Below are 21,210 nucleotides of genomic sequence, written 5' to 3' on the forward strand. Positions count from 1 at the left end.
CCCGATCCCGGAGGACCACGTGACCCGCACCGCCGACCAGCCTCGGATGGCGACCAGCCGCCGGGTCCGTCGCACTCTCGTCGCCTTCGGCGTCGCCGCGCTGCTCACCGCCGGTTGCACGCTGCCGGCGTTCGCGCCGCGCACCGAGGTGGAGGGCGCGGCTGCCCCGACCGGCAGCGCACCCACCTGGCGGCCGTGCCCGGAGGTGCCCGATGAGTTGGTCGGGCGGAGCGCGCCGAACATGCGCTACGAGTGCACCCGCATCGCCGTGCCCCGTGACTGGGGCACCGGCGGCGGGGCGAGCACCGGCCCGGGCGCCGGGGAGACCTTCGAGATCGCCCTGCTGCGCGCCCGGTCCACCAAGCAGCGCGACCGGGTGGGCTCGCTGGTGGTCAACCCGGGCGGTCCGGGCGGGTCCGGCGTCGACACCGCCGTCTACCTGTCCTTCGGCCCCCAGTTCGGCGGGCTGCCCACGTCGATCACCGAGCGCTTCGACATCGTCGGCTTCGATCCGCGCGGGGTGTCCCGGTCCAGCCCGGTGAAGTGCATCTCCGACGCCGACCTGGACGCCAGCTTCGGTTACGACCCGGACCCGGCGAGCCAGGCGGCATTCGACGGCTTCGTCGGCCTGAGCCAGCGGATCGGGCGCGGCTGCGGCGACCGGTACGGCGACCAGTTGCCGCTGTACGGCACCGAGCAGGCCGCCCGGGACATGGATGCGGTACGCGCCGCCGTGGGCGACGACAAGCTCACCTACCTGGGCTACTCGTACGGCACCCTGCTCGGCGCCACGTACGCCCAGCTGTACCCGCAGCGGGTGCGGGCGCTGGTGCTCGACGGCGCGGTCGACCCGCAGCAACGGTTGGTCGAGGGCTCGGAAAGCCAGGCCCGCGGCTTCGAACGGGCCTTCACCAACTTCACCACCTGGTGCGCGGCGAACGCGGGCCGCTGCCCGATCGCTCCGGACGCCCGCGCGGCCGTCACCTCGGCCATCGACAAGGCCAAGGTCTCCCCGGTACGCGGCGCGGACGGGCGGGAGGCCACCGCCGGCTGGGTGTTCTACGCCGTCATCTCCTCGCTCTACACCGAGTCGGGTTGGCAGGAGCTGGCACAGGCGATCGACAAGCTGGCCGAGGGCGACCCGAAGGACGTGTTCCGGCTCGCCGACGCGTACGCCGGCCGGGAGGACGACGGGCACTACTCGAACCTGTTCGACGCCAACCTGGCCATCAACTGTGCCGACGAGACGGAGAAGCCGAGCCGGGAGCAGATCCGACAGTTGCAGTCGCAGTGGCGCGCGAAGTATCCGCTGTTCGGGCCGGCGTTGGCGGTCGGCATGTTGAGCTGCGTCGAGTGGCCGGGCGGGCGTGACCCGTACCCGACCGGCAAGGCGAACGGCGCGCCGCCGATCGTGGTGGTCGGCACCACCGGCGACCCGGCGACACCGTACGAGCAGACCCCCCGCCTCGCGTCGATGCTGGGCGTCGGCCGGGTGCTGACCTGGGAGGGCGAGGGGCACACCGCCTACCCGCAGACGTCCTGCATCACCGATGCGGTCGACGCCTACCTGCTCGACCTGACGGTCCCCCGGGAGGGCCTGCGCTGCCCGCCCCGCTGAGCGGTGTGACAGGCTCCCGGCATGACCGATCTGATCTACCGGGAGGCGGTCCGGGGTGACCTGCCCGCCGTCATCGCCCTGCTCGCCGACGACGTGCTGGGCAAGGCCCGCGACTTCACCGAGGTCGACGAGGCGTACGAGCGGGCGTTCGCGGCCATCGACGCCGACCCGCGCAACCAGCTGATCGTGGCCGAGCAGGGCGGCGACCTGGTCGGCTGCCTGCAGATCACCTACATCCCGGGTCTGGGTCGGCACGGCAGCGAGCGGTCACTGATCGAGTCGGTCCGGGTCCGCTCCGACCGACGTGGCCAGGGGTTGGGCCGGGACCTGATGACCTGGGCGATCGACCAGGCCCGGCAGCGCGGCTGCGCGCTGGTGCAGCTCACCACCGACAAGACCCGCGCCGACGCGCACCGCTTCTACCTGGGCCTCGGCTTCGTGGCCAGCCACGAGGGCATGAAGCTCGCCCTCTGACCGCACACGGGCTACGTTCGCCGCCATGAGCCAGCCGAGGAGCCCCGGGAGCCCGCAGCAGCGCCCACCACGGCGTCGGCGAGGTCTGCTGCTCCTGGCGGTCGGGGTGGTGCTGCTGGTGGCGGCGTTCTGGCTGCCCGGGTGGCGCAGCGTGTACCCCGACCGGACCGAGGTCGTCCCGGGCGCACGGCTGGTCGGTTGGGCGTTGCCCTTCGCGGTGATCGCCGCCGGGAGCGCGGTGCTCTCGCTGACCACCACGGAGGGTCCCGCTCGTCGGGTGTGGCGGCAGGCCAGCCGCGGACTGCTCATCGCCAACGCGCTCGCCTGCGGCAGCCTCACCGGCGTGTACTGGTACTTCGAGGCCGAGGATCCCTTCGTCGGCCACGAGCTGCTCTCGACCGCGCCGGGCCCCGGCATCGTGCTGGCCCTGGTGGGCTGCCTCCTGATCCCGCTCGCCGGCGCGCTTCCCGAGCGCCACCAACCGACCAACCAGCCCGGAGGCAACCAGCCCGAGGGCATCCAGCCTGGGGGCAACCAGCCCGAGGGCAACCAGCCCTGACCGGGCCGGGCGCCGTCGATGCCGGACGGGGGCCAGCACTTCTCCCCCGGGCCCTTTGGAGCTGATGTCGTAGACGATTCACCGCCGCGATTCAGCTACGACATCAGCTCCACAGTGGGCGCGAACACCATGCCCTACCTGTCACGCCGGCCGCCCGACAAGCCGACAGCAGCCAGCCCCCGACAGCGGCCAGCGCCCGACAACGGCCAGCGCCCGACAACGGCCAGCGCCCGACAGCGGCCAGCGCCCGACAGCGGCCAGCGCCCGACAGCGCCAGCCGGCGACAGCGCTCAGCCGTCGACCAGACGACCGTCGCGCAGGACGAGCACCCGGTCGGCGAGGTCGATCAGGGCCGGATCGTGCGTGGCCACCAGTGCGGTCATGCCGCGGGCGTGCACCACCGCGCGCAGCAGGTCCATGATGGACCGCCCGGTCTCCGAGTCGAGCTGACCGGTGGGTTCGTCGGCGATGAGCAGGTCCGGCTCGTTGGCCAAGGCCCGGGCCACCGCGACCCGCTGCTGCTGCCCGCCAGAGAGCTCGTACGGGCGCTGCGCGGCGTGCCCGCCCAGGCCGACCAGTTCCAGCAGCACCGCGACGCGCTCTTCCCGCTCCGCAGCCGGCACCTGCGCCAGCCGCAACGGCACGCCCACGTTCTCGGCGGCGGAGAGGATCGGCACCAGCCCGAAGGTCTGGAACACGAACCCGACGGTGCCCCGGCGCAGCCGCAGCAGCTCCGCCTCCCCAGCGGAGGTCACCTCGTGCCCGGCCACCACCACCTGACCGCTGTCCGGTCGGTCGAGCCCGCCGATGAGGTTCAGCAGCGTGGTCTTACCGGCCCCGGAGCGGCCTCGGATGGCCACCAACTCGCCTCGCCCGGCAGTGAAGGACACGTCCCGCACGGCGTGCACGGCGTGCTCACCCCGGCCGAAGGTGCGGCTGACCCCACTGACGCGGACCACCTCGTCGGAGTTCGTCGTCAGCCCGCCGCCGAAGCCGGTCGCGCCGGTCACCACCATGTTCCGCTGGCTCATGCCCGCGCCCCCCGATCCTCCGAGGCCCGGTCGCCGGGCCGTACCTGCACATGGTCGGGCTCCAGGTCGAGCCGGACCCGCTCCTTCAGCGCGAGCGCGTCGACGAACGCCGCCGGCAGCTGCATCCGACCGTTGCGGTCCAGCACCGCGTACTCCTCGCTGACCAACTCCGTGTTGCCGTCCGCGTCGATCCGGGCGGTCCGGCGTACCTCGGAGGCGGTTCGGCCGTCGCGGATCGCGACGGTCCGGCGGACCTGGGTGGCCACGGCGTGGTCGTGGGTGACGACCACGATCGTCACGCCCAGTTCCGCGTTGATGGTGCGCAGCGCCGCGAAGACCTCCGCGCCGGTCGCCTCGTCCAGCTCACCGGTCGGCTCGTCGGCGAAGAGCACCTCGGGGTCGTTGGCCACCGCCACCGCCACCGCGACCCGCTGCTGCTCGCCGCCGCTGAGCTGCCCCGGCCGCCGGTCGGCGCAGTAGCCCACGCCAACCAGGTCGAGCAGTTCCCGGGCCCGCTCCCGGCGAGCCCTGCGGCTGCGCCTGCCGGCCAACTGCATCGGCAGCTCGACGTTCTCCAGCGCGTTGAGGTACGGCAGCAGGTTGCGGCCGGTCTGCTGCCAGACGAACCCGACCAGCTGCCGCCGGTAGCTCAGCCGCCGCTTGGCCGACAGCGAGAGCAGGTCGTAGTCGGCCACCCGGGCGATACCGGCGGTCGGCGTGTCCAGGCCGGAGAGGATGTTGAGCAGGGTCGACTTGCCCGAACCGGAGGCACCGACGATCGCCACCAGCTCACCCCGGTCGATGACCAGGTCGAGCCCCTGTAGGGCGACGACCTCCACCCCCTCGGTCTTGAAGATGCGCACCAGGCCGTCGCAGACGATGTGCCCGCGGAGACGGTCCTGCCCGCCGGCCCGCTCGGCGGCGCGAAGCGCTGCCCGCTGTTGCAGCGCGGCCAGGTCAGGCACCAGTGGCGTCTGGGCGGTAGCGGTCATCTCAGCTCTCCTCTCCGAGCCGAAGCACCTCTCCGAGGCGCAACCGGCGGTTGTTCAAGGCCTCGACGGCGACCGCGAAGCCGAGGGCGACCGCCCCGAGCGCGAGCACCGCGGCGACCAGACTGGGCTCGAACGCCACCCGGACGGGCACACCACTGGTGAACGCGGACAGGCCGAGCACCGGGTTGAGCAGCAGGGGCAGGACCGCGCCGACGAGCGCACCGGTCAGCACCGACACCGCGACCAGCGGGGTCAACTCGACCAGCAGCAGCCCTCGCCACTGACGGCGGGACAGGCCGAGGGTGCGCAGCCGGGACAGCACCTGGCCCCGGGACCGCGCGCCGGCCAGCACTGTGAACGCGATGGCCAACAGTCCGAGCAGGGTGCCGCCGACGGCACCGCCCAGGAACCCGAAGGCCAGCACCCCGTTCGCCCCGCCCTCGCCGAGATCCCGGCGGACGTCCGCCCGGGTGTCGACGGTGACCCCGATCAGCCGTTCCCGACCGGTGACGGCGCCGTCGCGCTGGTAGCGCTCCTGGCCCTGGTCGCCGACGACGCGCAGCGCTTCCGCGTCCAGTGCGTCCCCGGCGATCAGCAGGCTGGTCGGCACGGGTGTGGTGGTCCGCGTCGGCAGGGCCTGCCAGGGCAGGATCACGAACCGGCTGGCGTTCGCCGCCAGCATCGGGAAACCGGCCTCGGTGCCGGCCACCCGGAACTCGTACCGCTCGCCCTGCACCACGACGAAGGCGGAGTCGGCCAGCCCGGCCTTCGCCAGGTCGGCGGCGATCGCCGGTGAGACGATCGCCGGCAGCGGACCCGGGCCGGGCAGGGCGGTGCGCAGCGCGGCCGGAATCGACAGGTCCACCTGGGACTGGCGGGCCACCAGGTCCAACCCCGAGCCGTCGACCAGCAGTACGTCCGTCTGCCCGATGGCGGCGTCCGTGCCGACCTCGTCGGCGGCCAGCCGCTCATCGTCCTCGTACAGCACCCGGGTGACGGCCCGGACCCCCGGCAGGCGACCCAACTCGTCGACGGTGTCGGGTGCGAAGCGCTCCCCCCGGATCACCGCGTCGGCGGGCACGAGCTGCGCGGCGGCGCGTTCCCGGCTCGCGTCGACGCCGGCGGCGACGACCGCGCAGAACGCGGCGGTGCCGATCGCCAGCACCACCACGACCAGCGGGGCGGCGACCGCCGCGCGGCCGGCGCGGGCCGTGCCGAGGAACGCCACGCTGCCCCGGGTCCGCGCGGCCAGCCGACTGACCAGCAACAACGGCCAGGGGTACGCCCGCAGCGCCACTACCGCGGCGGCGACCGCGAGGAGCACGGGCACCGACACGAGCAGCGGGTCCACCTCGCCGAGAGTCAGCCCCCGTCGGCGCAGCAGCACCGCGGCGAGCCCGGCCAGGAGCAGCAGGGAGACCTCCACGGTGAGTCGACGGGCCGACGGGCGCACCCGGATCAGGTCCCGGCGCGCCGCTGCGCCAGCCGGTACGGCCAGCGTCGCCAACGGCAGCGCCAGCGTGACCAGCACGGTCACCGCGATGAGGTACGGCACTGTCGGGTCGGGGGCGCCGGGGACCAGGGTGCCCAGCCACCAGCCCAGCACGGCGGCCACCGGCACCACCAGCACCGACTCGGCGAGGCTGCGCCGGGCGCCGGCGGTGGCCCCGCCGCCGCGGGCACGCAGCAGCACGAACTCGGACCGACGCCGTCTGGTGGCGAGACCTGCTGCGAGCACGATGAGCCCGGCCAGGGTGGCCAGTACGCCGGCTGCGATCACCGCGAGAAGGGTGCGGACCGCGTCGATCTGGGCGGCGAACGCGCGCAACGGAACGTCGACGCCCTGGGTCAGGGCGAGGTCCGCAGGCTGGTTGCGTTGCATCACCTGCAGGCCGTCGATCAGCTGGTCCAGCTCGCGGGCGTCGATCCGGTCGACGCCCAGGCGGTACCGCCAGATCGACTGGATCGGCCAACCCTCCACAGCCCGCTTGTTGAGGGCCGACTGCGCGACGACGCCGGTGATGATGAACGGCTGGCCGTCCCCCACCGGTTCGATGATCTGCAACATTTGGGGCAGCGCGTCCCAGATGCCGTTCGAACGGTCGACGGGGCTGAACAGCCCGGACACCAGCAGCGGGGAACCGTCGACGAGGTTGCCCTTGTCATCGGTGTTGCCGATGCGCAGTTGGCTCCCGGCGCGCAGGTTGAGCTTGCGGGCCACGTCGACGTCGAGCGCCACCTCGATCGGCCGGTCGGGAACGTACGTCTCGCTCGGCCATGCGCCCTCGACCAGGGTGCCCGCGCCCTGGATGTCGGGCATGGCCCGCAGGCCCATGTCGAGCAGCAGGTTGCGGGCCGCCAGATCCGGTCCGACCACCCGGGCCGCCTGGGTCTCGACGCTGTACCACCGCTCGGTCACCGCCGAGCGCACCTGCTCTGGCATCTCCGCGGCCAGGGTGTTGAACCGCTCCACGGCGTTGCCCATCGCGGTCCGCTGCGACGGGGCGGGCGCCATGGTGCTGGTGTACGTGAGGTCCCGGCGTTCCGCCGGCTCGCTGGTGAGTTGCGCTCGCAACCCCTGCTCGGCGAGCCGGTTGACCAGCCGGGGCACCCCACTGATCAGCAGCGTGACCACCAGGGTCAGCACCGCCAACAGCAGGAACTGCCCCCCGTACGCCCGGACCCGCCGGACGGCTGCCCCGACGCTCATCGTTCTCCCCCGATTCGCAGCTGCGCCGCCGCCACCCGCTGACGGATGCCGGTGGCGATGAACGCGCTGAAGGCGAGCGCCGCCAGCAGCAGACCGACCGCGGTCAGGCCGATCGGCACCCAGGGCAGCGCGAACGCCGCCGGGGGGACCGGCCGGCCGGCGGCCGGGGTGAGGATGACCAGTGGGGCCATCGTCGCGCCGACGGCGGTGCCGAGTAGCAACCCGACGCCCACGCCGATGCCGGCGAGGAACGTCTGTTCGGCCAGCAGCGCCCGGGCCATCAGCCGGGGCGTGGCGCCGAGGGTGTGCAGGACCGCGAACTCGCCGAGCCGTCGCCGGGCGGTCGCCCACACGTCCACCATCAGGCCGACGATGGCGAGCAGCACCGCGCCGAGCGCGGCGGCGAGCATTCCGGTACGGGAGCCGCGCCAGTACGGGTCGTCGGCGGCCGCCTCGATGGCCGCCTCCCGGTTGAGCACTGTGACGCCCGGGAGTTCGCTGGCCGCCTGGGCTGCGGCGTTCGCGTCGGCGGTGCGGATCCACCATTCCGGTACGGGTCGCACCATCCCGTCGCTACGGATCAGCGCGTCGACCGCCGCGGGCAGGTCCAGCAGCACGCCGGCCGCGGTGGTGGTCGGCACGGCGCTGAGCTCACCGACCAGTCGCACCGGCAACGTCGCCCCGGAGAGGGTGAGGTCGACGGTGTCGCCGACGTTCATGCTCAGCGCCTCGCGTACCTGCGGGGTCATCAGCACCGGTACGGGCTTGTTGTCCCCGCCCGGCACGACGGAGAACCGTGTCGGCGGCTGGTACGCGAACTGCCCGCCGGGAATCACCTCCACGTCGTGGACGGCGGCGAACCCGGCGCCGTTGGTCCGCACCGGCGTGGATGCCTCGCCGGGGGCGGCCAGCACCCAGTCGCCGCCAAGGTCGGCGGGCTGGGTTGCGCCGTCGGCCATGACCACGCTCAGATCGTCCATCTCGAGTCGGTAGGCGTTGCCGGCCGCCAGCCCGCCGTCGGCCTCGAATCCGGCCAACCGCAGCCGCGCCCCACCCAGGTCGGGCAGCTGCACGGTGAACCGGGTAGCCCGACCGTCGCCGTCGGCGTTGGTCGCCGGCAACCGTACCGCGAGCCCGTCGGGGCTGGTGACCAGCAGCGTCACCGCGACCCGGACCTGCCGGGCGGCGTTGCTCACCGGGGTACGGACGGTGCCGGTGACGGCGCGCGCCCCGGCGGGCAGTTCGATACCCGCTGGTGCCGCACGCTCATCGATCATGCGCTGGTACTGCTCGGAGGCCGACCCGTCGGCGAGGCGGTCGGCGAGGAGGACGACGCCCGGGGCGCTGGTCGGGTCGACGCCGATCACCGTCGCCGGCAGGTTCTGCCGGCCGACCCGGATCTCGTCCCGCCACACCGGCAGCACCCGGTCCACGCTCGGCAGCGCGGCGAGCTGACCGGTCCGGGTCGGCGGGGCTCCCCCGGCCCGTTCGGTGACGCGGATGTCGGCGCCGACCGTGTAGCCGGCCTGCTCGACCTGGGACCGCTCGCCGGTGCTGATCAGGGACCAGGCCAGGGTGCTGCCGCCGACGGCGAGGGCGAGCAGCAGGACCGGGCCGGCGTGCGGACGCCGACCGGCCTGCCACATGCCGAACATGGTGGCGGTCCACGGACGACGGTCGACGAACCGCTCCGCGAACCGGGTGAGCGGTGGGAGCACCCGCAGCGCCAGCACGGCACCGGCCAGCACGCCGAGTGTGGGGGCGGCGACCAGCAGCGGGTCGAGGCCGAGCCGACCGCCCGAGCCGGCCAGCGGCGAGGCGTAGCGGCGTAGCTGCACCCAGGCGAGCACGGCCAGCGCCACCAGCACCAGGTCGACGCTGGCGCGTTGGACGCTCGCGGCCCGGTTCGGGCGGGATCGGGCCGCCATGTCCGCGACGTACGTCCCGGCGCCGCGCAGCGTCGGCAGGACCATGGCGACGAGGCAACCGGCCGCGGTGGCCGCTGCCGCCGCCCAGATCAGTGTGGTGTTGCCGCCGGCGGTGGAGAGGTCACTCGACCCGCCGGGCCGGATGTACCGCAGCGCCTCACCGGCGATCAGCGGACCGAGCACGGCCGCCGGGGCGACCACCAGGGTCGCCTCCCGGGCGGCCAGGCCGGCCAGCTGCCGACGGGCGGCGCCACGGGCGCGTAGCAGCGCGGTCTGTGGGCGACGGTCCTCGTGCAGCAGCGCGGCGACGAGCACCAGCGCGTACCCGCCGAGCACCAGGATGAGCAGCAGCGGGGTGGCCAGCGACGAGCGACCCACCAGGTCGGCGCGGGAGATCCGGTCCAGCAGCTGCGCCATCTTCGTCACCGCCTGCCCGGAGCTGCCCAGTTGGGCAGCCTCGGGCACTGCCGACAACGCCTCGGTGAGGGCTTTCCGAACGGCGGGCAGGTCGGCGGTGTCGACGCCGCCGAGGTCCGGTTGGGCGAGCCAGGACGCCGACACGGAGCCCGGGAAGGTGGCCGCGAAGTCCGCCGGGTCGAGCGTGAACGGGCCGTACGAGGTGCCGGAACCGGCGCTGCCCGCTCCCACGCCGGGGGCCAGCAGCCAGTACGCGTCGGTCGGGTCGCGGGGCCGCCAGGTGCCGGCGAGCACCAACTCTCCCCGTCGTTCGGTGGCCCGGTCCCGCACCGGGACGCGTTCGCCAACGGTCAGGCCGAGGGTGCCGGCGACCCGCTCGGGCAGGCTCACCTGGATGGGGTTGGCTCCGGGGCGGGGCCAGGCACCGCTGGTCAGCTCGGCGTGGCTGGCGAGGTCGTCGAGCGTGGCCAGGCTCGCGAAGACCGGTTCGTCGGCGGTACGCGGAATCTGCCCGAGGTCGCCGGTCAGCTCCCGGCCGGTGCCGTACCGGGCGGCGGTGACAGCGACCGGGACGCCGCCGAGCCCGGTGGCGAACTCGGCGCGGACCGCCTTGTCCCGGGTTGCGAACTCCGCCGCGTCCCGCCCGCCCGAGCCACTGACCAGTAGGCCGCGCTCCTCGGCGGGCGAGGCGGCGACGAGAGCCCGCTGCCCGGCGTCGACGGCCCGACGGTTGTAGTCGGACAGTCCCGTGACCAACGCGACGGCGACGAGGGCAGCGATCACCGCCGCCATCAGCAACCCGCGCGCCTCCCGGGCCCGCCTCCACACCAGCTTCATCCGACGCCTCCCCTGGCCCTGGCGGGCCGACGACCATCAAGACAGGCCACCTACCGGGAAAGGTTCGCGCCCGTTACTTGATCGTTATTACGGGAGGGTCGGCCGAAGCCGGGCGGCTAGCTGTAATGCCTAGCTGCCGCGTCGAACGTTGCGGATGCCGAACACCACCGCGCCGATCACCAGCAGGACGCCGATGCCCTGCAGGCCCGGGGAGTCGTCGGCCCCGCCGAGCACGACGGCGGCGACGCCGAGCGCCACCCCGAGGACCGCGGCAACGATCAGGGCGTACCTCATGGGGTTTCCTCCTCCACCCACTCGAGCAGGTCTCCGGGCTGGCAGTCGAGCACCCGGCACATCGCTTCCAGGGTGCTGAACCGGACGGCCTTGGCGCGGCCGTTCTTGAGCACCGCCACGTTGGCCGGCGTGAGCCCGACGCGCTCGGCGAACTCACCGACGCTCATCTTGCGTTTGGCCAACTCGACGTCGATGCGGACGACGATGGGCATCAGATCACCGCTTCCATGTCGCTGCGCAGCGTGGTGGCCTGCCGCAGCAGCGCACGCATCACCACCATGAGGAGCCCCAGCACGGTGACGCCCACCGTCAGGAGGAAGAGCAGGAGGGGTAGTCCCGGGTCGTCCGCGTTGAAGCCGACCCAGAGAAAGACGCCCACCAGCACCACCCAGGCGGCGGCGATGGCCCACACGATGGCGTCCACCCACTTGAGCGACGCCTCGGTGAAGATGCGGTCGCTCTTGACCAGGCTGAGCAACTGCCACGTCGCGACGATGACCACCTGGACGCAGAGCACCCAGAACACCGTCACGGCGGTCGCCGGCCAGCGCAGGTGGGCGTCCTGCGGCGACTGCTCAGCCATGTACGCGAACTGGCCGGGCAGCGAGAGGGTCTGGAACACGACCAGCACCCCGAACAGCACCACGAGAAAGACTCTGAGAGCGGCAACCGCTCGATGCTCAGTAACCATGCATCGAGTTTCGCTCGCTACCTATCGAAAGTCAATCGGTTCGTCAGTTGCCGCCTGTTGCGCCGGGCGCATCGGCCGCCGAGGACGGCCTGGCCTTCTGCGGGTAGAACGCCTCGTGCCGGGCCAACATGGCGACGAAGTCGACGATCTTCCGCTCGCGGGTCTCCGCCCGCTTGACCGCGTTGAGGCGGTGAATGAGGGCGAACCGGTTGGCCTTGGTGAGCACGTCGAACATGGCCTGCGCAGCGGGTTCGGCGGCGATCGCGGCGAGGAGGTCGGCCGGCACCTCCGCCTCCGACGGCGGGGCGTACGCCGCCGCCCATCGACCGTCCGCCTTCGCCGCATCCACCGCGGCCCGACCCGGTGGCAGCATCCGTCCCTGTTCCTCCAGCCGGGCAACGTTCGCCACGTTGCGTTGCGACCACGAGCTGCGGGACCGGCGCGGGGTGAACCGGATCCACGAGGACCCCTCGTCCCGCTTACGGGCCTGCCCGTCGATCCAGCCGAAGCACAGGCCCTCGTCGACCGCCTGCTGCCAGGTCACCGTCGTGACCGTGCCGCCCTTTTTGGTCAGCGCGAGCCAGACACCGGGCGACGAGGCGTGGTTCGCCGACAACCAGGCGCGCAGCGCGTCGGCGTCAGCGACGATCAGCTCGTCCAGCTCAGCGCTCGTCATGCCGGCAGGCTAACCCCCGGGTCTGACAGTCGGTGCCCGCCGTGGGACTCGACCAACGCGTCCGCCACCGCGTCGGCGTCGGCCTCGGCCACCTGCGCCGGGTACTCCGGCAGCAGGTCGTCCCAGGCGACCAGCCACGACCCGAACAACTGGGCCTGCCCCTCGGGCCGAGCGAAGAACCAGATGTGCAGGTGGGCGCCGCCGTCGCCGAAGCGGTAGACGTGGGCGCGTGAGATGTGCGGCAGCGCCTGCACGTGGCGGACGATGCGGGTGCTCAACAACCCCAGCTCGGCGGCCAACTCGTCGGGCAGGTCCGCCATGTCGTAGTGCTCGCGCGGCAACAGCATGAGCACCAGCGGGACACCCACACCCTCGATCCGGGTCAGCCGCCACCGCTCGTTGAACCAGATCCCTTCGTCCCGCTTGCGGCAGGCGTCGCAGTCTGACGGATCCTCGCCGTGGCGCGGTGGCTCGGGGAGCACCGGCGGCCGCAGCGGCGCCACGCGAAGTCCGTCCGGCTCGAACGGACTGATCTCCCACCCGGTCATGCGCGCCAGGGGAAGGCGGCGCTCGTCGTCCGCGGCGGCAACCGCGTGGTCGTAGAACTCATCCGGTCGCATGGCCATGCGACACAGGCTAGTCGACAAGATCCACATTGGTACGACGAGAGCTACCTGGCCCGACGGCAGGCCGTCGCCGAGTGGCAGCCGACCGAAGACGCCCCACCTCCCGACCGCCGTGCCGACTGGCGGCACCGGGTCGGGCTCCGTTCGATGGTGGCAGTCGGTCGGCCTCCGTTCGGCGATGGCAGCCGGTCGGCCTCCGTTCGGCGGTGGCAGTCGGTCGGCCTATGTTCGTTGGTGGTAGTGGTTGCGGCGCGGAATCTGGTCTGGATCGAGCCAGGCCGGCGGCACGAACTCGGGGTGTCCGTTGCCGCCCAGCCGGACCAACCAGTCGGCCTGGTGGATGTGCCGGTGGTGGTGGCCGCAGAGCAGCACCGCGTTGTCGAGGCTGGTCGGGCCCCCGTCGGCCCAGTGCCGGATGTGGTGGGCGGCGCACCAGCGGGGTGGCCGGTCGCAGCCGGGGAAGGCGCAGCCGCCATCGCGAAGCACCAGGGCCCGGCGCAGGGGGCCGGTGACAAGGCGACGCTGTCGGCCCACGTCGAGCACCTGCCCGGCGCCGCCGAGCACGGCGGGCAGGATGGCCGCGTCGCATGCGAGTTGGCGCACCGCGTCGGGGGTGAGCCGCAGGCCGACGTCGAGGGTCCCGCCACCCACCTGCCGTGCCAGCCCGTCGTAGTCGATGGTGACGACGAGTTGGGCGGGGTCGCCGCCGTTCTCGGGCAACTCGCCGGTGCGCAGCGCCAGCCGACACACGTCCGCGAGGGCGTCGTGGCGGCGCTGCCCGGCACAGCGGGTGTCGTCGGGGCCGGCGGGCGCGCTGAGTGGGTCGATGACGGCACGCAACAGTGCTGCGGCCTCCGCGTCGAGGGTGCCGCTGAGCCGTAGCCGCCCGCCGGCCTGCTCGGAGATGGTGACGTGTCGGTCGCGGGTGGCCCGGGCGGCCTCGGCGGCCAGGGCCGCTGCGGCGGCAGCGTCGGCGAGGTCGGGAGCGACGTGGTCGAGGATGCGGGTGCCGAGTTTGCGGAGCAGGGTGGGGTCGAACTGCCTGGCCCACTCGACCAGCACACCGACGGCCTTGTCGGCCACCTCGGAGCCCGCCGACGCCGTCACCGTGGCGGCCGTCTCGGCGACGACCCGGGCCTGCTCCACGCTGACCGCCCCGCTCGCCAGGGCGTCACGCACCGCGGGTGGCGCAACGTCGATCGAAGCCGCGAGGCCGACCAGCCGACGCGCGGCCGAGACATCGAGACGTAGCCGCTCGCGCAACCACACCGCTGTGGAGGACGCGCCCTGCGCCAGCGCGACGCCGCGCCCGTCCAACTCCCGGACGACCGCCAACTGCACCGCCGCCAGCCGCTGCTGCAACCGGTGCGTGGCGTCGAGCGCCGCGATGAGATCGCGCTCGGAGAGGGCCCAGGCGGCAGCGTCGGCACAGCTCACCACCGCCGCCTCGGCCCGCACCAACTCATCGATCACATACAAACTCTAGAACAGGTGTACGACAAAAATTTCAGCCGTCACAGACGTGCGGAACCACCGGCGCAGGCGCCGCACGGAATGCCTGTCGCCAAGATCCGCACAACATCAGCGATGTTGCTGTCTCCCACCCACCGGAGGCAGCAACATCGGGAAAGCTGCTCGAACCTTGGCGCGACGCGGCGCAAGGCGGCGCGGAGGGCGCGGCGCAAGGCGGGGCGGGGGGCGCGGCGCAAGGCGGGGCGGCGCGCGGAAGGCCCGCTGGCCCCACCCGGGAAACCCGTCAGGGACCGTCGGGGGTGCGCTTGGCGCGGCTGGGCTGCACCCGCTTGGGTTCGCCGGGCATCTTCGGGTGGTCCGGCGGGTACGGCAGGTCGCCCTGGCCGGCGGCGGCGTCGCGCTCGGCCCACTCCAGCAGCGGGGTGATGTCCCACGGTGTGTCGTCGATGCCGGCGTGCGGGTCACCGCGCTCGGCGAGCCGCGCCGGGACGGTGCGCAGGTCGAAGTCGTCCGGGTCGACGTCGGGCAGCTCGTCCCAGGTGACCGGGGTCGAGACGGTGGCCCGCGCGTTGGCCCGCAGCGAGTACGCGCAGGCGATCGTCCGGTCCCGCGCCATCTGGTTGAAGTCGACGAACACCCGGGTGCCGCGCTCCTCCTTCCACCAGGCGGTGGTGACCAGGTCGGGGTTGCGGCGCTCCACCTCCCGGGCCAGCGCGATGGTGGCCCGGCGCACCTCGGTGAACGTCCAGCGGGGTTGGATGCGCAGGTAGACGTGCACGCCCCGGCCACCGGAGGTCTTCGGCCAACCGGTCGCGCCCAGCTCGTCGAGGAGCGCACGGACCTCCCCGGCGGCCCGGGCCGCGTCGGCGAAGTCGGTGCCGGGCTGCGGATCCAGGTCGATGCGCAGCTCGTCGGGACGGTCGACGTCGGCGGCCCGCACCGGCCACGGGTGGAAGACGATGGTGCCCATCTGCGCCGCCCAGGCCACGTGCGCGAGGTCGACCGGGCACAGCTCCGCCGCGCTCCGGCCGCTCGGGAAGGTGATCTGGGCGGTCGTCACCCACGGCGGAACCCCTCGGGTGGGCACCCGCTTCTGGAAGAACGCCTCGCCCTCGACGCCCTCGGGGAAGCGTTGCAGGGTGGTCGGCCGGTCCCGCAGGGCGCGCATGATCCCGTCGCCGACCGCGAGGTAGTAGTGGAAGACGTCCGCCTTGGTGAACCCCCGCTGCGGGAAGATCACCCGATCCGGACTGCTCAGTCGGACGGTGTGCCCGGCCACCTCGATCTCGGCGGCCGTGGCCTTGGTGCCACCCATCCCGCGACCTTATGCCACGCCCCCGACGTTCGACGTACCGTTGACGGGTGAGTCTTGACGACAACGAGCTGCCCCGTACCGACGAAGAGTGGCGGGTCCGGCTGACCCCCGAGGAGTTCCACGTCCTGCGGGAGGCCGGCACCGAACGCCCGTGGACGGGCGAGTACGTGGACACGAAGACCCAGGGGGTCTACCACTGCCGCGCCTGTGGGCTGGAGCTGTTCTCCAGCGACACCAAGTTCGACTCGCACTGTGGCTGGCCGAGCTTCGACGACGCCATCCCGGGCCGGGTCAAGGAGATCGAGGACCGCAGCCTCGGCATGGCCCGCACGGAGATCCGCTGCGCCCGCTGCGACAGCCACCTCGGGCACGTCTTCCACGGCGAGGGTTTCACCCCGAAGGACACCCGGCACTGCGTCAACTCGGTCTCCATCAAGCTGGAACCCCGCTGACCACGGAGCCACTCACTGCCTACCCCTGAGCAGCTCGATCTCGGCGGTCCGGGACTGTTCGACGCGCCGGGCCAGGTCGCGGACCCGGTCGTCGCGGCCGACGTCGACGTGGGATCGGGCCAGGTCGGCGGCCGATCGCTGGTGGTCGGCGAGCACCTCGCGCAACACCCGGTCGACGTCCGCGTCCGGCGCGGTCCGCAGCCGGTCGAGCGCGGCGTCATCGCCGTGCCCGTCGTGGTGGTGTGCCGCCGCGCTGGCGCCCGGCCCGGCCGTGGCCAGCCAGCCGCGCATCGTGGTCAGCTCGTCGGCCTCGGTCGCCTCGATGGCGGCGGCCAGGGTGCGCAGCGCATCGTCGCGCAGCCGCTCCCGGGCCAGCCGGACGATCTGCAGGGTGCGTTCGCTGTGCCCGACCATGGTGCTGAGGAACACCACGTCGATCCCGCTCATCGCGGCCCCGTCGGTCGACGATCCGACGCCCGCGGACCCGGCCGGCGCTGAGCTGGCCGGGGACGCGGGGGCCGGCTGCGGCACTGCCGACGGACTCGACGTGGGTGATCCGGCGCACGCTCCGCTGAGCAGCAGAGCGGCGACGAGGGACGCCAGTGGGGTACGGCGGGGCATGCCGATGCTCCGTTCACGCGAGGGTGGCGACACGGGTGCGACCGACCGGCCGCACCCGTGCGGTCAGACCTGGAGCCAGAGCGCCGGTACGTTCGGCGGCTCCCAGCCCGCGATCGCGGTGTGCGCCTGCCGGCAGCGGTACGTCGCTCCGCCGTAGGTGACCTGGTCGCCGACCTGGTACGCCCGACCGGCCGCCCAGGTGCCGCCCTGCGCGGGTGGAGTGGTCGGCGTGGGGGTCGGGGTGGGCCGTGGGGTCGCCGTGGGGGTGGGTGTGGGAGTGGGGGTGGGGTTCGTCCCGCCGCCGCCGATCTGCACGTCGATGCAGGAGTAGAAGGCGTTCGCCGTGTCGGAGATGTTCCACACCGCGAGGATCTTCTGCCGGCCGGTGAAGCCGCCGAGGTTGACGTTGTGCGAGACGGTGGCGCCGGGCTGCTGACCGTTGCCGTTGACCACGCCGACGCGGGTGTTGCCGATCCAGTACTCCCAGTTGCTGGTGGCGTGCCGGGCGGTGTTCACCCAGGTGAAGGTCAGCGAGCTGCCCACCGAGGTGGCCGGCCAGCCCCGACTGTCGTCGTTGAGGACGGCGAACTGGGCGATTCCGGCGTTGCAGCTGCGCAGACCCTTGGGCCCTTCGACGCTCTGCGGCTCGTACTTGATCTGCCCGCAGTCGGGCACCCGGCCCTGCGCGCAGAGCGCCTGCCGGCTCGGTGGGGCGGAGACGTAACCGTGCGCCTGCGCGGGGGCGGCGACGGTCAGGGTGGCGGCGACGGCGCCCGCCGCCACCAGCGGAACAGTGATTCTTCGACGCATCGGGGCAGCTCCTTCTCCAGGTGCGGTGAGGTGCCCCTCAACGTAATTTAAACATTGTTAACAGTAAAGACTCTCATCGATAAATACATCGATGGTGACGGTTTTCTTCTCAGAGCCGCAGCAGGCTGCCCCGGTCGTCGACCTGATCGGCGGACTCGTCGTCCAACCAGACGCCGCCGGTGCCGAGGTACCGGAACCGGTGCTCCCCCGGCGGCAGTTTCACCGTCACCGTCCTGGTGCCGTCGCGGCGGGCCACCAACTCGTGTCGACCCGGCTCCCAGCCGTTGAAGGAGCCGACGACGCTCACCGGGCCGGGCGGGACGTCACGGGGCAGGCAGAAGGTGACCCGGGTCTGGTTGCCGAAGAGCCTGTTGCGCTTGATCACGGTGATCCTCCGGGGGTCGCGGCGGTTCACCAGGCACAACGGGCAACACGCCGACGCCGACACGCCGCCACCCGGGTCAGGCGTCGACGTTCCGCCGCGCGCCCCGACAGCCCTGGGGGATTCTGTAGGCACTTGTCCACGTAACGGAGGTTTTTCGGTGGCAACCTGCGAGGTCTGCGGCAACGACTACTGGATGGCGTTCGAGGTGCACACCGTCAGCGGCGACGTGCACACCTTCGACTCGTTCGAATGCGCGATCCACCGGATGGCACCCATCTGCGAGCACTGCCAGGTCAAGATCGTCGGGCACGGTGTCGAGGTCAACGGCCGCTTCTTCTGCTGCGCGCACTGCGCCCGCGCCGTCGAGGGCGCGGTGGGCGCGGAGGTCCGCGACGCCGTCGGCGCCCGCCCGGCCTGACCGCGCCAAACCGGCCGCGGGTCAGCCGGGTCACCAGACTGGGGTACGGTCGTCGCCATGCGACCGTTTCTGGGCGTCCTGCCCCCGCCGCGCTCCTGAGCGGAGCGCCGCGCCTCTCGCCGACCGGGTGACCTGACCCCGCTCGGCCATCCTGTCGTACGCGCTCCGTCGACGTCGTCCCCGTCAACGGCTCACCCTTCGGAGCGCTCCCGTGTCCATCACCCGTACCCCGTTGCCGGCCGCCTCGGCCGCCCGCCACGCCGCCCGCAGCGGCCTGATCCAGATCACCGTCACCGGCGTGCTGTGGGGCACCACCGGCGTGGCGGTGCAACTCCTGCGCGAGGGCACCGGGCTCAGCCCGGTGAGCATCGGCTTCCACCGCCTCGCCATCGCCGCGCTCGTGCTGCTGGCCTGCACCGCCGGCCGGCTCCGCACGATCGTGTCCACGCTGCGCGCCGCACCCGTACCGCTGCTGCTCACCGGCGTCGGCCTCGGCCTCTACCAGGCGCTCTACTTCGCCGCCGTGGCCTGGGCCGGCGTCAGCGTGGCCACCATCGTCAGCCTGGGCCTGGCCCCGGTGCTCGCCGCCGCCTGGGAGTCGGTGCAGGCCCGCCGGCTCCCCGGCCCGCTGCGCCTCGGCACGCTGGTCGCGGCGGTGGCCGGCCTCGTCCTGATCACCGGCGCCACCGGGCAGCCCGGCGCGGCGGCGCCCGCCCCGCTGCTCGGCCTGCTCGCGGCGGCCGGCTCCGGCCTCGGGTACGCGGTGACCACCCTGATCAGCCGCCAGGTGTCGCAGCGCACCGCGCCGATGACCCTGACCACCATCTCCACGGTGGTCGGCGCGCTGACCCTGGCGCCGTTCGCCTTGGTCGCCGGGGTGGGCCTGCCGGTACGCCTGGACACCGTGGCGCTGCTGCTGCACCTCGGCGTGGTCACCACGGCGGTCGCGTACGCGTTGTTCTACGCCGGGCTGCGCACCATCCCGGGCAGCGTCGCGGCCGTGCTGACCCTGCTCGAACCGCTCACCGCCGCGGCGCTCGCGGTGGCGCTGCTGCGCGAACCGCTTCCCCTGCCGGTGATCGTCGGCGGCGTCCTGCTGCTCACCGCCGTGGCCGCCACCTACCTCGCGCCCGACCGGGCGGACAGCAGGTGAAACCGCCCGACCTACGATCGGTGGATGCCCCAGCAGACCACCGAGGTCCGGACGGCCTCCTTCGCCGACCTGAACACCCGCACCTTCCACGACCTGCTCAAGCTGCGCATCGACGTGTTCGTGGTGGAGCAGAACTGCCCGTACCCGGAGCTCGACGGGCGCGACGTCGAGCCGGGCACCCGCCACCTCTGGCTCACCGACGGCGGCGCGCCGCTGGCGTACCTGCGGATTCTGGCCGACCCGGACGGCACCGCCCGGATCGGTCGGGTGGTGGTGGCCCCGGCGGCGCGCGGCGGCGGACACGCCGGCCGGCTGATGAGCGCGGCGCTGGAGGTGGTGGGCAACCGGCGGTGCGTGCTGGAGGCCCAGTCGCACCTGGTCGGGTTCTACGCCCGGCACGGCTTCGCGGTCAGCGGCCCCGAGTACGTCGAGGACGGCATCCCGCACACGCCGATGCGACGCGAACCCATTGACGTGTGACGATCAAACTGGCATCGTGCCGGGTAGCGCCGTCGCGGGAGCCAGCGATGAGGCCTGGGAGTGGGCAACTCCCGGCGATCCGGGTGTCGACGTCCGACCTCATCCCCCCGGGGGCTCCATGTCCACTCTCACCCGATCACGACGCGTGCTCTGGCTGTTCGCCATCGTGGCGACCACCACGCTCCTGTTGACGACCGCACTGACCACCGTGCTGACCAGGCCCGCCTCGGCGCACGGTTCGGTCGTCGACCCGGCCTCGCGCAACTACAGCTGCTGGCAGCGGTGGGGCGGCGACTTCCAGAACCCTCGGATGGCCACCGAGGACCCGATGTGCTGGCAGGCCTGGCAGGCCGACCCGGCCGCCATGTGGAACTGGAACGGCCTGTTCCGCGAGGGCGTGGGGGGCAACCACCAGGCCGCCGTCCCCGACGGCCAGCTGTGCAGCGGCGGACGCACCCAGAGCCCCCGCTACAACGCGCTGGACACCGTCGGCGCCTGGAAGACCACGGCGGTGTCGAACAACTTCCGGCTGCGCTTCTTCGACCAGGCCAGTCACGGAGCCGACTACATCCGGGTGTACGTGACCAAGCAGGGCTTCAACTCCGCCACCCAACCGCTGGGCTGGGGCAACCTGGAGTTGGCGGGCCAGATCGGCAACACCCCGGCCTCGCAGTGGGACCCGGACACCGGTGGCGTCTCGATCCAGATCCCGGTCAGCGCGCCCGGACGCACCGGGCGGCACATCGTCTACACCGTCTGGCAGGCCAGCCACTTCGACCAGTCGTACTACCTGTGCAGCGACGTCGACTTCGGCGGCGGCTCGACCACCCCGCCGCCGACCACTCCCCCGCCGACGACCCCGCCGCCCACCACCCCGCCGCCGACGACCCCGCCGCCGAGCACCCCGCCGCCGGCCGGTGCCTGCACGGCGACATACCAGGTCACCGGTCAGTGGTCCGGTGGCTTCCAGGCCGACGTGAAGGTGACCGCCGGTGGTTCACCCACCCGGGGCTGGTCGGTCACCTGGAACTACGCCAACGGCCAGCAGGTCACGTCGTCGTGGAACGCGACGGTCAGCAGCAGCGGCACGCAGGTCACCGCGCGCAACGCCGCGCACAACGGCACCCTCGCCGCCGGAGCGAGCACCACGTTCGGATTCCTCGGCTCGTGGAACGGCAGCAACCCGGTTCCGCTGGTCTCCTGTACGACGACCAGTTGACCCCCGTCCGGCGCCGCACCCGGGCGGGGGT

Annotated in this window: 22 protein-coding genes; 8 read left to right on the forward strand and 14 right to left on the reverse strand. The window is 72.9% G+C overall.

All coding sequences use genetic code 11. The features are described from left to right. The first annotated feature begins 46 nt into the window (after positions 1–46). Genes AB0C03_RS02460 through AB0C03_RS02470 form a run of 3 tightly spaced genes read left to right on the forward strand, consistent with a single transcriptional unit; the run spans position 47 to position 2,651 of the window. Positions 47–1,618, forward strand: coding sequence for an alpha/beta hydrolase (locus AB0C03_RS02460; protein ID WP_051708781.1), 1,572 nt, complete (start codon positions 47–49; stop codon positions 1,616–1,618). A gap of 21 nt (positions 1,619–1,639) precedes the next feature. After that, the gene (locus AB0C03_RS02465; protein WP_357633714.1) at positions 1,640–2,092 is read left to right on the forward strand and encodes a GNAT family N-acetyltransferase; all 453 of its coding nucleotides are present in this window, start codon (positions 1,640–1,642) and stop codon (positions 2,090–2,092) included. 25 nt (positions 2,093–2,117) lie between these two features. Further along, a complete protein-coding gene (locus AB0C03_RS02470; protein ID WP_357633716.1) occupies positions 2,118–2,651 on the forward strand; it encodes a hypothetical protein in 534 nt (177 codons plus the stop codon). 290 nt (positions 2,652–2,941) lie between these two features. On the opposite strand, the gene AB0C03_RS02475 is transcribed toward AB0C03_RS02470, so the two are convergent. From AB0C03_RS02475 to ligD, 11 genes are all read right to left on the reverse strand, one after another. Further along, positions 2,942–3,667, reverse strand: coding sequence for an ABC transporter ATP-binding protein (locus AB0C03_RS02475; protein ID WP_051708782.1), 726 nt, complete (start codon positions 3,665–3,667; stop codon positions 2,942–2,944). An 11-nt stretch (positions 3,668–3,678) separates the two neighbouring features. Continuing rightward, entirely contained in the window at positions 3,679–4,674 is a 996-nt protein-coding gene (locus AB0C03_RS02480) for an ABC transporter ATP-binding protein (protein WP_030336210.1), read from the reverse strand. Position 4,675: 1 nt separating this feature from the next. After that, positions 4,676–7,384: an FtsX-like permease family protein gene (locus AB0C03_RS02485; RefSeq protein ID WP_357633720.1), complete on the reverse strand. Its 2,709-nt coding sequence runs from the start codon at positions 7,382–7,384 to the stop codon at positions 4,676–4,678. Next, positions 7,381–10,566, reverse strand: a complete 3,186-nt coding sequence (locus tag AB0C03_RS02490) for an FtsX-like permease family protein (protein WP_357633723.1) — start codon at positions 10,564–10,566, stop codon at positions 7,381–7,383. Before AB0C03_RS02490 ends, AB0C03_RS02485 begins: the two co-directional genes overlap by 4 nt. A gap of 129 nt (positions 10,567–10,695) precedes the next feature. Then, positions 10,696–10,860: a hypothetical protein gene (locus tag AB0C03_RS02495; protein WP_357633727.1), complete on the reverse strand. Its 165-nt coding sequence runs from the start codon at positions 10,858–10,860 to the stop codon at positions 10,696–10,698. Next, on the reverse strand, positions 10,857–11,072 hold the full coding sequence (locus AB0C03_RS02500; protein ID WP_030336216.1) for a helix-turn-helix domain-containing protein: 216 nt from the start codon (positions 11,070–11,072) through the stop codon (positions 10,857–10,859). Before AB0C03_RS02500 ends, AB0C03_RS02495 begins: the two co-directional genes overlap by 4 nt. Continuing rightward, positions 11,072–11,506 (reverse strand): DUF2975 domain-containing protein, encoded by a 435-nt coding sequence (locus AB0C03_RS02505; RefSeq protein ID WP_245233731.1) that lies wholly within the window; start codon positions 11,504–11,506, stop codon positions 11,072–11,074. Before AB0C03_RS02505 ends, AB0C03_RS02500 begins: the two co-directional genes overlap by 1 nt. An 88-nt stretch (positions 11,507–11,594) precedes the next feature. Further along, complete coding sequence (locus AB0C03_RS02510) at positions 11,595–12,227, reverse strand: YdeI/OmpD-associated family protein (RefSeq protein ID WP_030336220.1); 633 nt, start codon at positions 12,225–12,227, stop codon at positions 11,595–11,597. Next, positions 12,224–12,853: an HIT family protein gene (locus AB0C03_RS02515; RefSeq protein WP_036412278.1), complete on the reverse strand. Its 630-nt coding sequence runs from the start codon at positions 12,851–12,853 to the stop codon at positions 12,224–12,226. Before AB0C03_RS02515 ends, AB0C03_RS02510 begins: the two co-directional genes overlap by 4 nt. 222 nt (positions 12,854–13,075) lie before the next feature. Beyond that, the gene (locus AB0C03_RS02520; RefSeq protein ID WP_357633732.1) at positions 13,076–14,326 is read right to left on the reverse strand and encodes an HNH endonuclease signature motif containing protein; all 1,251 of its coding nucleotides are present in this window, start codon (positions 14,324–14,326) and stop codon (positions 13,076–13,078) included. 283 nt (positions 14,327–14,609) lie between these two features. Next, entirely contained in the window at positions 14,610–15,641 is a 1,032-nt protein-coding gene (gene ligD / locus AB0C03_RS02525) for a non-homologous end-joining DNA ligase (RefSeq protein WP_210866460.1), read from the reverse strand. 47 nt (positions 15,642–15,688) lie between these two features. Between ligD and msrB the strand changes: the two genes are divergently transcribed. After that, complete coding sequence (gene msrB, locus AB0C03_RS02530; RefSeq protein WP_030336225.1) at positions 15,689–16,093, forward strand: peptide-methionine (R)-S-oxide reductase MsrB; 405 nt, start codon at positions 15,689–15,691, stop codon at positions 16,091–16,093. A gap of 12 nt (positions 16,094–16,105) precedes the next feature. Here the strand turns inward: msrB and AB0C03_RS02535 are convergent, their stop codons facing one another. The 3 genes from AB0C03_RS02535 to AB0C03_RS02545 form a co-directional block, all read right to left on the reverse strand. After that, entirely contained in the window at positions 16,106–16,714 is a 609-nt protein-coding gene (locus AB0C03_RS02535; RefSeq protein ID WP_210866461.1) for a DUF305 domain-containing protein, read from the reverse strand. A 63-nt stretch (positions 16,715–16,777) separates the two neighbouring features. After that, positions 16,778–17,524, reverse strand: a complete 747-nt coding sequence (locus AB0C03_RS02540; protein ID WP_030336228.1) for a lytic polysaccharide monooxygenase — start codon at positions 17,522–17,524, stop codon at positions 16,778–16,780. A 109-nt stretch (positions 17,525–17,633) separates the two neighbouring features. Next, positions 17,634–17,909 (reverse strand): isoamylase early set domain-containing protein, encoded by a 276-nt coding sequence (locus AB0C03_RS02545; protein WP_030336230.1) that lies wholly within the window; start codon positions 17,907–17,909, stop codon positions 17,634–17,636. A 157-nt stretch (positions 17,910–18,066) separates the two neighbouring features. On the opposite strand from AB0C03_RS02545, the gene AB0C03_RS02550 reads away from it, so the two are divergent. The 4 genes from AB0C03_RS02550 to AB0C03_RS02565 all read left to right on the forward strand — a co-directional run bounded on the left by AB0C03_RS02550 (position 18,067) and on the right by AB0C03_RS02565 (position 21,179). Further along, entirely contained in the window at positions 18,067–18,327 is a 261-nt protein-coding gene (locus tag AB0C03_RS02550) for a metallothionein (RefSeq protein ID WP_030336232.1), read from the forward strand. A 211-nt stretch (positions 18,328–18,538) separates the two neighbouring features. Further along, positions 18,539–19,480: a DMT family transporter gene (locus tag AB0C03_RS02555; protein WP_357633739.1), complete on the forward strand. Its 942-nt coding sequence runs from the start codon at positions 18,539–18,541 to the stop codon at positions 19,478–19,480. A gap of 24 nt (positions 19,481–19,504) precedes the next feature. Next, positions 19,505–19,960 (forward strand): GNAT family N-acetyltransferase, encoded by a 456-nt coding sequence (locus AB0C03_RS02560; RefSeq protein WP_030336235.1) that lies wholly within the window; start codon positions 19,505–19,507, stop codon positions 19,958–19,960. 118 nt (positions 19,961–20,078) lie between these two features. Continuing rightward, positions 20,079–21,179, forward strand: a complete 1,101-nt coding sequence (locus AB0C03_RS02565) for a lytic polysaccharide monooxygenase auxiliary activity family 9 protein (protein ID WP_357633741.1) — start codon at positions 20,079–20,081, stop codon at positions 21,177–21,179. Positions 21,180–21,210 lie beyond the last annotated feature (31 nt).

The organism is Micromonospora parva (genome assembly GCF_040649675.1).
GTDB classification, from domain to species: domain Bacteria; phylum Actinomycetota; class Actinomycetes; order Mycobacteriales; family Micromonosporaceae; genus Micromonospora; species Micromonospora parva.